Origin of the sequence: Streptomyces sp. NPDC102462, assembly GCF_044765425.1 — a bacterium.
Taxonomy (GTDB): Bacteria; Actinomycetota; Actinomycetes; order Streptomycetales; family Streptomycetaceae; genus Streptomyces.
The window spans coordinates 34,718-45,038 of the sequence record NZ_JBIWKB010000026.1 but is presented as its reverse complement, the minus strand read 5'-3'; the positions used below and the strand labels follow the sequence as shown (position 1 = coordinate 45,038).

The 10,321-nt window shown below is 73.6% G+C and carries 6 protein-coding genes and 1 pseudogene; 6 read left to right on the top strand and 1 reads right to left on the bottom strand.

Features of this window, described 5'->3' with window-relative positions; all coding sequences use genetic code 11:
* Positions 1-198 precede the first annotated feature (198 nt).
* Both ACIRFL_RS22630 and ACIRFL_RS22625 read left to right on the top strand, forming a co-directional pair.
* On the top strand, positions 199-1,194 hold the full coding sequence (locus ACIRFL_RS22630) for an ion transporter (RefSeq protein WP_404031124.1): 996 nt from the start codon (positions 199-201) through the stop codon (positions 1,192-1,194).
* A 180-nt stretch (positions 1,195-1,374) separates the two neighbouring features.
* On the top strand, positions 1,375-4,749 hold the full coding sequence (locus tag ACIRFL_RS22625; RefSeq protein ID WP_404031122.1) for a pyruvate carboxylase: 3,375 nt from the start codon (positions 1,375-1,377) through the stop codon (positions 4,747-4,749).
* 679 nt (positions 4,750-5,428) lie between these two features.
* On the opposite strand, the gene ACIRFL_RS22620 is transcribed toward ACIRFL_RS22625, so the two are convergent.
* Positions 5,429-6,232, bottom strand: coding sequence for an SDR family NAD(P)-dependent oxidoreductase (locus ACIRFL_RS22620; RefSeq protein WP_404031119.1), 804 nt, complete (start codon positions 6,230-6,232; stop codon positions 5,429-5,431).
* Between the two features lie 86 nt (positions 6,233-6,318).
* Here ACIRFL_RS22620 and ACIRFL_RS22615 point away from each other — a divergent pair, with 86 nt between their 5' ends.
* From ACIRFL_RS22615 to ACIRFL_RS22600, 4 genes and pseudogenes are all read left to right on the top strand, one after another.
* The gene (locus ACIRFL_RS22615; protein WP_404031116.1) at positions 6,319-7,170 is read left to right on the top strand and encodes a helix-turn-helix transcriptional regulator; all 852 of its coding nucleotides are present in this window, start codon (positions 6,319-6,321) and stop codon (positions 7,168-7,170) included.
* Between the two features lie 91 nt (positions 7,171-7,261).
* Entirely contained in the window at positions 7,262-7,729 is a 468-nt protein-coding gene (locus ACIRFL_RS22610; protein ID WP_404031114.1) for a MarR family winged helix-turn-helix transcriptional regulator, read from the top strand.
* Positions 7,730-7,807: 78 nt separating this feature from the next.
* The gene (locus ACIRFL_RS22605; RefSeq protein ID WP_404031111.1) at positions 7,808-9,529 is read left to right on the top strand and encodes an MFS transporter; all 1,722 of its coding nucleotides are present in this window, start codon (positions 7,808-7,810) and stop codon (positions 9,527-9,529) included.
* A 153-nt stretch (positions 9,530-9,682) separates the two neighbouring features.
* Positions 9,683-10,195 (top strand): annotated as a pseudogene (locus tag ACIRFL_RS22600) (DUF2269 domain-containing protein); the annotation flags it as partial.
* Positions 10,196-10,321: the final 126 nt, after the last annotated feature.

The following is a 10,321-nucleotide window of genomic DNA, read 5'->3' as shown; positions in this document are numbered from 1 at the left end:
CGCGGGGAACTGCGCGCTCAGCCCCCACGGCGCCGCACACGAACGACGCCCCACCGGACGGTGCGCTACGCCCACCCGTTCCCCGTCGCCTTCTACAGTGCTGTAGAAATCTCTCCTGGAAGGTGATCACTCGACAGCCGGTCGGCCGGGCCCGGCGGGCCGGGTGAGCGCGGCACGTGAAGGAGCGGAAGCAGCACCATGTCGGACGAGTCGGACCAGCACCAGCACGCGGCCGAGCCGGTACCGTTATCCGCCCGGAGTGAGCTGGCCCGGCGCTGCCGGGCCGTCACGGAGGCCCGCTGGTTCGCCCTCACCGTCTTCACGGTGATCCTGGCGAACGCGGCACTGCTGGGCGTGGAGACCTACACCGGCCTCGCCGCCGACTGGCAGCACTGGCTGAGGCTCGCCGAACACGCCTGCCTGGCCGTCTTCACCGTCGAGATCCTGCTGCGCCTCGCGGCCCACGCGGACCGGCCACGGGAGTTCTGGAAGGACCCGTGGAACCTCTTCGACCTGGCCGTCGTGCTGTGCGCCTTCCTGCCCGTCGTCCGCGAGAACACCACCGTGCTGCGGCTGCTGCGGCTGGCCCGGGTGCTGCGCACCGCCCGGTTCCTGCCGCAACTGCGCATCGTGCTGGTCGCCGTGGCCCGCAGCCTGCCCGGCACACTGAGCTTCCTCCTGGTCGGCGCGCTGCTGCTGTACGTGTACGCCATGGTCGGCTGGGTCTTCTTCGGCAGGTCCGACCCCGAGCACTACGGATCCGTCGGCCGGGCGGTCCTCACCCTCTTCCTGCTGATGACGCTGGACGGCATCGGGGACGCGGTCCGGGCCGGCCTTGAGGTGTCCCGCTGGAGCCTGCTCTACTACGCCTCCTATGTCCTGCTGGCCTCCTTCGTCCTGGTCAACGTGCTGATCGGAGTGGTCCTGACCTCCCTCGAAGAGGCCCGCGAGCTGGAACGGGACGAGTCGCCCGCCCGGCGCCCCGCCCCCGTCGCACCAGAGGAGCGGCGGCACCTCGCGGAACGCATCGCGACCGCACGCCGCGCGCTCGACGACCTCGAACGCGACCTGCAACACGACCTCCGACACGACCTCCCACGCGACAGCGAACGCGATGCCGGACGCGGGCGTGCCCGGGCCCCGCTCGCCGTGGCGGGGGAACCGACGCTCCCGGCACCGGGCAGCGGCCCCTGACACCCGGGCCCCCCGGGGACACGCAGGGGGCTTCGGGTGGCCCCTGGTCGGACCCGGATGTCAATGTGATGTTCGCCCCCTTCAGCCGTCGCCCGCCCGCCCCTAACGTTGCCGCGTGGCAGGGCAGGGCAGTCGCCGACACGATGGTGTTCGTCGCCGGCAGGCCGAAGGGGTCGATTGATGTTCCGCAAGGTGCTGGTCGCCAACCGAGGTGAGATCGCGATTCGCGCATTCCGCGCCGGCTACGAGCTGGGCGCGCGCACGGTCGCCGTGTTCCCGCACGAGGACCGCAATTCACTGCACCGGCTCAAGGCCGACGAGGCCTACGAGATCGGCGTACCCGGACACCCGGTACGGGCCTATCTGTCGGTCGAGGAGATCGTGGCCGCGGCACGCCGCGCGGGCGCCGACGCGGTGTACCCCGGCTACGGGTTCCTGTCCGAGAACCCGGAACTCGCCCGGGCCTGCGAACAGGCCGGCATCACATTCGTCGGACCCAGCGCCCACACGCTCGAACTGACCGGGAACAAGGCGCGTGCCGTGGCCGCCGCCCGCGCCGCCGGCGTGCCCGTGCTGGGCTCCTCGGCGCCCTCCACCGACGTGGACGAACTGGTCCGGGCCGCCGACGACATCGGTTTCCCGGTGTTCGTGAAGGCGGTGGCGGGCGGCGGCGGCCGCGGGATGCGCCGGGTCGCGGAACCCGCCCAGTTGCGCGAGGCCATCGAGGCGGCGTCCCGCGAGGCGGCCTCCGCGTTCGGCGACCCCACCGTCTTCCTGGAGAAGGCGGTCGTCGATCCGCGCCACATCGAGGTGCAGATCCTCGCCGACGGCGACGGTGATGTCATCCACCTCTTCGAGCGGGACTGCTCCGTGCAGCGCCGCCACCAGAAGGTCATCGAACTCGCGCCCGCGCCGAACCTGGACCCCGCGCTGCGCGAGCGGATCTGCGCCGACGCCGTGCGCTTCGCCCGCGAGATCGGCTACCGCAACGCCGGCACCGTCGAGTTCCTGCTCGACCGCGCGGGCCACCACGTCTTCATCGAGATGAACCCGCGCATCCAGGTGGAGCACACGGTGACCGAGGAGGTCACCGACGTCGATCTGGTACAGGCCCAGTTGCGGATCGCCGCCGGGCAGACCCTCGCGGACCTGGGGCTGACCCAGGAGTCCGTCACCCTGCGCGGCGCCGCGCTGCAGTGCCGCATCACCACCGAGGACCCGGCCAACGGCTTCCGCCCGGACACCGGCCGGATCAGCGCGTACCGCTCGCCGGGCGGCTCGGGCATCCGCCTCGACGGCGGCACCACCCACGCCGGTACCGAGATCAGCGCGCACTTCGACTCGATGCTGGTCAAACTCACCTGCCGGGGCCGGGACCTGAAGGCCGCGATCGTCCGCGCCCGGCGCGCCGTCGCCGAGTTCCGCATCCGCGGCGTGGCCACCAACATCCCCTTCCTGCAAGCCGTCCTCGACGACCCGGACTTCCAGGCCGGACGGGTGACGACCTCGTTCATCGAGGAACGCCCCCACCTGCTGACCGCGCGCTCCTCCGCCGACCGCGGCACCAAACTGCTCACCTATCTCGCCGACGTCACCGTGAACAAGCCGCACGGCGAGCGGCCCGACCTGATCGACCCGGTCACCAAGCTGCCCCCGCTGCCCGCGGGCGAGCCGCCCGCCGGGTCCCGGCAGCGACTCGTCTCGCTCGGCCCCGAGGGCTTAGCCCGCCGACTGCGCGAGTCACCGACGCTCGCCGTCACCGACACCACCTTCCGCGACGCCCACCAGTCCCTGCTCGCCACCCGGGTGCGCACCAAGGACCTCCTCACCGTCGCCCCCGTCGTCGCCCGCACCCTGCCCGGGCTGCTGTCCCTGGAGTGCTGGGGCGGCGCCACCTACGACGTCGCCCTGCGCTTCCTCGCCGAGGACCCCTGGGAGCGGCTGGCCGCCCTGCGCGAGGCCGTGCCCAACATCTGTCTGCAGATGCTGCTGCGCGGCCGCAACACCGTCGGCTACACGCCGTACCCGACCGAGGTCACCGACGCCTTCGTGCAGGAGGCCGCCGCCACCGGCATCGACATCTTCCGGATCTTCGACGCGCTCAACGACGTCGGCCAGATGCGCCCCGCCATCGACGCCGTGCGCGAGACCGGCACCGCGGTCGCCGAGGTCGCCCTGTGCTACACCGCCGATCTCTGCGACCCGTCCGAACGCCTCTACACCCTCGACTACTATCTGCGCCTGGCCGAGCAGATCGTCGCCGCGGGCGCCCACGTCCTCGCGGTCAAGGACATGGCGGGACTGCTGCGCGCCCCCGCCGCGGCCACGCTCGTCACGGCGCTGCGCCGCGAGTTCGACCTGCCGGTCCATCTGCACACCCATGACACGGCGGGCGGTCAGCTCGCCACCTACCTCGCCGCGATCCAGGCGGGTGCGGACGCGGTGGACGGCGCGGTGGCGTCGATGGCGGGCACCACCTCACAGCCGTCGCTGTCGGCGATCGTCGCCGCCACCGACCACTCGGCGCGGCCCTCGGGCCTCGACCTCCAGGCCGTCGGGGACCTGGAGCCGTACTGGGAGAGCGTCCGCCGGATCTACGCGCCCTTCGAGGCGGGCCTCGCCTCGCCGACCGGGCGGGTCTACCACCACGAGATCCCCGGCGGACAGCTGTCCAACCTGCGCACCCAGGCCGTCGCGCTCGGCCTCGGCGACCGGTTCGAGGAGATCGAGGCGATGTACGCCGCCGCCGACCGGATGCTGGGCCGCCTGGTCAAGGTCACCCCGTCCTCCAAGGTCGTCGGGGACCTCGCCCTGCACCTGGTCGGCGCCGATGTGCGCCCGGAGGACTTCGAGGCCGCACCGGACCGGTACGACATCCCCGACTCCGTCATCGGCTTCCTGCGCGGCGAGTTGGGCACCCCGCCCGGTGGCTGGCCGGAGCCGTTCCGCACCAGGGCGCTGCGGGGCCGGGCCGAGGCGAAGCCCGTGCCGGAGCTGACCGCCGAGGACCGTGAGGGCCTGGAGAAGTCCCGGCGCGCGACGCTGAACCGGCTGCTGTTCGCCGGCCCGACGCGGGAGTTCGAGACCCACCGGCAGACCTTCGGCGACACCAGCGTCCTGGACAGCAAGGACTTCTTCTACGGGCTGCGCCCCGGGACGGAGTACGCTGTCGACCTGGAGCCCGGGGTGCGGCTGCTGATCGAGTTGCAGGCCGTCGGGAACGCCGACGAGCGGGGCATGCGCACGGTGATGGCCACGTTGAACGGGCAGCTCAGGCCGATCCAGGTGCGCGACCGGTCGGCGGCTTCGGACGTGCCGGCCACACAGAAGGCCGACCGCGGCAACCCCGGCCATGTGGCGGCGCCGTTCGCGGGCGTGGTGACGCTGACGGTCGCCGAGGGCGACGAGGTGGCGGCCGGGGCGACGGTGGCCACCATCGAGGCGATGAAGATGGAGGCCGCGATCACCGCCCCGCGGGCGGGCCGGGTGACCCGCCTGGCCATCAACCCCGTCCAACAGGTCGAGGGCGGCGACCTCCTGGCCGAACTGACGTAACCCGCGCCCCCCGACCCAACGGCCCAGCAGGGTGTTTCGGCCCACCCATCCGGGCGCCCCGCGAGGCGTTTCCGGGCGGGGTGGGCTGGGGTGGCCTGCGGGGCGCGCACCCCGATGCTCCGTGCGGCGCCGTCGAGTTGGGCGGGCCGCTGCCTCGTGAGGCGGTCGTCGGGAGGGCGGGCCGGTGGTCCGTGGCGTGTTTTCGGGTGGGGTGGGTTGCCTCGCCTGCCTGACCCGCGTCGGTCGTCGAACACGGTGTCGCCCTCCTTGGCGGAGGCGGCGCACGGCAGCCCGCGCGGGCGGTGCGGCCGGTCGTACCGGGGCGTCCAGCCGGGATCGGACCCGCGGGGCACCCGCGACCTGCGGATTCGCAATGCCCGTGCCCGCGGTCCGGACCGGGTCGGTTGCGGCGACACCGCCCGGTCCCCGACCGCTGGTCCATGCGCCGGTTCCCGTCCGTGCGGGTTCCTCCCGGTCAGGCGCCCTGCGGATCTCCTCCCGATCAGATGCCTCGGCTCGTCCGGCCGCCAGCGCCTTTTCCGGCCCGCTGCCGTACCACGTCGCTGTCGCCGTCGAGGACGGCCGTCGCGGCGGCGTCCGGAGCCCTGACCGGTCCTCGGCGGCCCGGACCGCGCGGCGGCCCGGACCGCGCGGCGGCCCGGACCGCGCGGCGGTGCGGTCATGCGCGCATGCCGCCGTCCACGCGCAGGACGGTTCCGGTGACATAGGACGCGCGGTCGCTCAGCAGCCAGGCCGCCGCCTCGGCGATCTCCGCCGGGTCGGCGGCCCGGCCCAGCGGGGTCTGGGCGTTGAGACGGTCGATGACGCCCGGGTCGGCCTCGTCCCAGTGCTCCAGCATGTCGGTGCGGGTGGTGCCCGGCGCGATGGCGTTGACCCGGATGTTCTCCGGGCCGTAGGTCACGGCGGCCGACGCGGTGACGCTGTTCAGGGCCCGCTTCATCGCGCCGTAGCCGGGCAGCCACGGGTTGCCCATCAGGCTGCCGACGCTGGAGGTGCTGACGATCGCGCCCCGCCCGGCGGTGGCGCGCATCGCCGCGACCTCGGCGGCCACGGCGATCCAAGGACCCTTCAGGTTCACCGCGTACAGATGGTCGAGATCGGCCTCGGGCAACCGGTCGAGCGGGTTCGGCGGCACGGCCACCGCCCCGTTGTTGAAGGCGATGTCGAGGCGGCCGTACACCGCCACCGTCCGGTCCACGGCGGCCCGTACGGAGTCCGGCTCGGACAGGTCGCACACGATGTGGTCCACGCGCGTGCCGGTCGCCCTGATCTCGTCGGCCACGGCCTTGAGCCGGGCCTCGGTGGGGGACGCCAGCAGCAGCCGGGCGCCCTCCCGGGCGAACAGCCGGGCCGCGGCGGCGCCGATGCCCCGGCCGGCGCCGATGATCAGCCCGGTCTTGCCTGCCAGCAGACCCGCGGCCGGGGCCGCCGGGACGGGTGCCGAGTTCACTGTTTCGTTCATGCCGTCGAGGCTGCGCCGGGCGCCCGGGCCCAGCCAGGCACCGGCAGTACCTGGCTGGGCCCGGACGCTCGGCGGACACTGGGGGCATGGACAGACGCGAACTGGCATCCTTCCTGCGCAGTCGGCGCGAGCGGATCACCCCCGCCGACGTGGGCCTGCCCGCCGGGGCACGGCGGCGTACGCCAGGACTGCGCCGCGAGGAGGTGGCGCAGCTGGCGTTCATCTCGACCGAGTACTACACGCGCCTTGAGCAGGCACGGGCCCCGCGCCCCTCGCACGAGGTGCTGACCGGCATCGCCCGCGCGCTGCGACTGTCGGACGCCGAGCGCGCCCATCTGCACCACCTGGCGGGCGTCCCCCCGCTGCCGCCGTCCGGCCCGCCGCGGGTGGTGCGCCAGAGCATCGTCGACCTGCTGCAGCGGCTGCCGCAGGCCGCGGCGTTCGTGCTCTCCGCGATCTACGAGGTGATCGCCTGGAACGACCTGGCCGCCGCGCTGATGGAGGACTTCTCCGCGCTGCCCCGCCGCGACCGCAACCTGATCCGCCGGGTCTTCCTCGGCCCCGGCGGGAGCGGGCGGCGGCTGTACGCCGTCTCGGGCACCGACGAGTTCGCCCGTACCTCCGCCCACCATCTGCGGGCCGCCGCCGCCCGCTACCCGGACGACCCGGAAGTGACCGGCCTGGTGGCCGAACTGCTCGCCGGCAGCGAGGAGTTCGCCCGTCTGTGGGACTCCCACGACGTGACCGCGGAGCCCACCCTGTGCAAGACGCTCCAGCACCCCCTGGTCGGCACGGTGACCGTCCGCTGCGACGTCCTTGACATCACCGACCTCGACCAGCGCGTCGTCATCTACACCGCCGCGCCCGGCTCGCGGGACGAGGAGGCGCTGCGGTTGCTGTCGGTGATCGGCACCCAGCGCATGGACGTACCGGGCTGAACCGTCCGGACGATCACAACACCCCCGACGCCCGACCCGGACCCCTCCCGGGCATCTTGTTTCACAGTACATCTAAGTGCATCATGCAGGTATGCATAAGCGGGTTATGGATCCGGCGGCGCCCGGCGCCGCACCGGAGGACCTGATCATCGCCGTCGAGCAACTGGTCCGGCACGTACGGCGCAGTGCCACGGCCGGCGGCCTGAGCACGGCGGCCTCCTCGGTGCTGGCCCGGCTCGGCCGCGAAGGCCCCCAGCGGCTGACCGAACTGGCCCGCGCCGAAGGCGTCTCCCAGCCGAACATGACCCAGCTGATCACCCGGCTGGAGCGGGCCGGTCTGGCGCGTCGCACCGCCGACCACAGCGACGGCCGGGGCGTCCTGGTGGCGGCCACCCCCACTGGCCTCGATGTCTTCCGGCAGCGGCGCGCGGAGCGCGCCGAGGCGCTTCAGGACCTCGTCGCGCGGCTCACCGAGGCCGAACGGGACGCGGTGCACATCGCGCTGCCCGCCCTCGCCCGGGTCATCCAGGACGACCACGAGCGCCCAGCCCCCTCCTGACCCCGTCCGGCCCCTTACCCGTCCCCTTCTCCGCCCGTTCCGCCCCGTCCCCGTCAACGCTCCGGAAGAGAAGCACACATGAGTGCACCCCATGGAAAGGCCGCCAGTCCCTTCAAGCAGCCCAAGGCCGTCTGGGCCGTCGCGTTCGCCTGCGTGATCTCGTTCATGGGCATCGGCCTGGTCGACCCGATCCTGCCCGCCCTGGCCGAGAACCTGCACGCCACGCCCAGCCAGGTCTCCCTGCTGTTCAGCAGCTATCTCATCGTGACCGCGGTCGCCATGCTCGTCGTCGGCTGGTTCTCCAGCCGCTTCGGCGCCAAGCGCACCCTCGTCATAGGACTGGCGGTCATCGTCGTCTTCGCCGCGCTGGCCGGCTCCTCCGGCTCCATCAACGGCATCGTCGGCTTCCGGGCCGGCTGGGGCCTGGGCAACGCCCTGTTCATCGCCACCTCACTGGCGGTGATCGTCGCCTCGGCCAGCGGCGGGTTCGGCGGCGCGATCATCCTGTACGAGACCGCCCTCGGCCTCGGCATCGCCGTCGGCCCGCTGCTGGGCGGGGAACTGGGCGCGATCAGCTGGCGCGGACCGTTCTTCGGCGTCGCGGCGCTGATGGCCGTCGCCCTCGTCGCCACCCTCGCCTTCGTGCCCACCCTGCCCCGGCCGGCCCGCCGCAGCTCGCCGCTCGACCCGCTCAGGGCGCTGCGCCACCGCGGCCTGCTGACCATGGGCATCATGGCGCTGCTGTACAACTGGGGCTTCTTCACCATGCTGGGGTACGCGCCCTACCCGATGGAGCTGAGCGCCCATCAGCTCGGACTGGTCTTCACCGGCTGGGGTCTGCTGGTGGCCGCCTTCAGCGTCTTCTTCGCCCCCCGCCTCCAGGCCCGCTATGGCACCGCCCCCGTGCTCTACGCCAACCTGCTCGGCCTCGGCATCGTGATGGCCGTGATCGCCGCGGGCGTCGAGACCCCCACCGTGGTGATCGTCGCGGTCATCCTCAGCGGCGCCTTCATCGGCATCAACAACACCCTCACCACCCAGGCCGTCATGCTCGTCTCCCCGGTGGAGCGCCCGGTCGCCTCCTCCGCCTACGGCTTCCTGCGCTTCATCGGCGGCGGCCTCGCCCCCTATGTGGCGGGCAGGCTCGCCGACGCCACCGACCTCAGCGTCCCCTTCTACCTCGGCGCCGCTACCTTCGTGCTCGCCATCCCGGTACTGGCCAGCGGGCACCGTCTGCTGCGCGCCGCCGAGACCGACACCGGCGAGGGCGAACCGGTGACCCCGCTCCTCACGCTCGTCGGCACCGCACCGCGCAGCGGCACCCGGCCGGTCATCGTCGCGGTCGGCGCCCATGAGGGGGCCGCCGCCACCGTCGACACCGCGGCCCGGTTCGCCCAGGACACCGGCAGCCCGCTGGAGATCGTCCATGTGCACCAGACCGCCGTCGTGGAGGAACAGGCCGTCGACACCGAGACCGCCGACCAGGCCCGCGCCGCCGTCGCCGCCCACCTCGACCGCCTCGCCGCGCTGGACATCCCCGTGACGGGGCAGATCCTCAGCAGCGTCGGCGACCACGCCGCGGCCGGACGCGTCCTGGCCCGGCACGCCGCCGAGGTGGGCGCACGCGCCATAGCGGTCGGCCGTTCGCCGCGCGGCCCCCTCGCCCAGTTCGCCGACGGCAGCCTCACCACCGCGCTCACCCACGCCGCCGACTGCACGGTCGTCCTCGTCGAACCCGAACACACCCCACGGCCGCTGACCTCGGCCACCCTGTCGGAACTGCGCGCACAGGCCCGCTGATCGCCACCACCGACCGGCACCGCCCGGCGCCGGACCCGCGCCTACGGGCCCGGCGCCGCCGCGGGGGCCGTAGGCGCGTACGCCCGGGAACGTATGCGGGGTTACTCCCCTCGGCAGACGCCCCGGCGGGCCGGGACCGGCACGGTGAGGGCCATGAAACTGAGCCGTCCGGCCCGCCGGGCCCTGCTCGTCGTCCATGTCACCGCCTCCGCGAGCTGGCTCGGGATCACGCTCGGGCTGCTCGCGCTGGGGATCACCGCGGTCACCGCCGGGCAGGCGGGGACCGTCACCGCCTCCGTGCGCTCCATGCGGCTGTTCGCCGACTGGCTGCTGCTTCCCGTGGCGCTCGCCACGCTCCTCAGCGGTGTGGCGCTGTCCCTCGGCACCCCGTGGGGCCTGGCCAGGCACCGCTGGGTCTGGACCAAGTTCTGGCTGACCCTGGCCACCACCGCCGCGACGGCCTTCGCGCTGCGCCCCGGGGTGCACGCGGCGGTCACGGCCGTCGCCGTCGGCGAACCCCTGCCCGACGCCGGTGCCGTCGTGATCGGACCGGCCGTGTCGCTGGCCGCCTATGGCTTCATGACTGCGATCTCGGTGCTCAAGCCCTGGGGTCCCACCCGGCGCGGGCGCCGGGTGCGCGCCGGTGAAAGACGCGCCCGGCTCGCCGCACACGGTGGTGGGCCGGCCCCCCCCGCCCCGCCCCCCCCCCCCCCCGCCCCCCCCCCCCCCCCCGCCGGGCCCCGCGCCCCCGGGCCCGCAGGGGGCCCCGCTGGTAACCCCCCAAACGCCGCA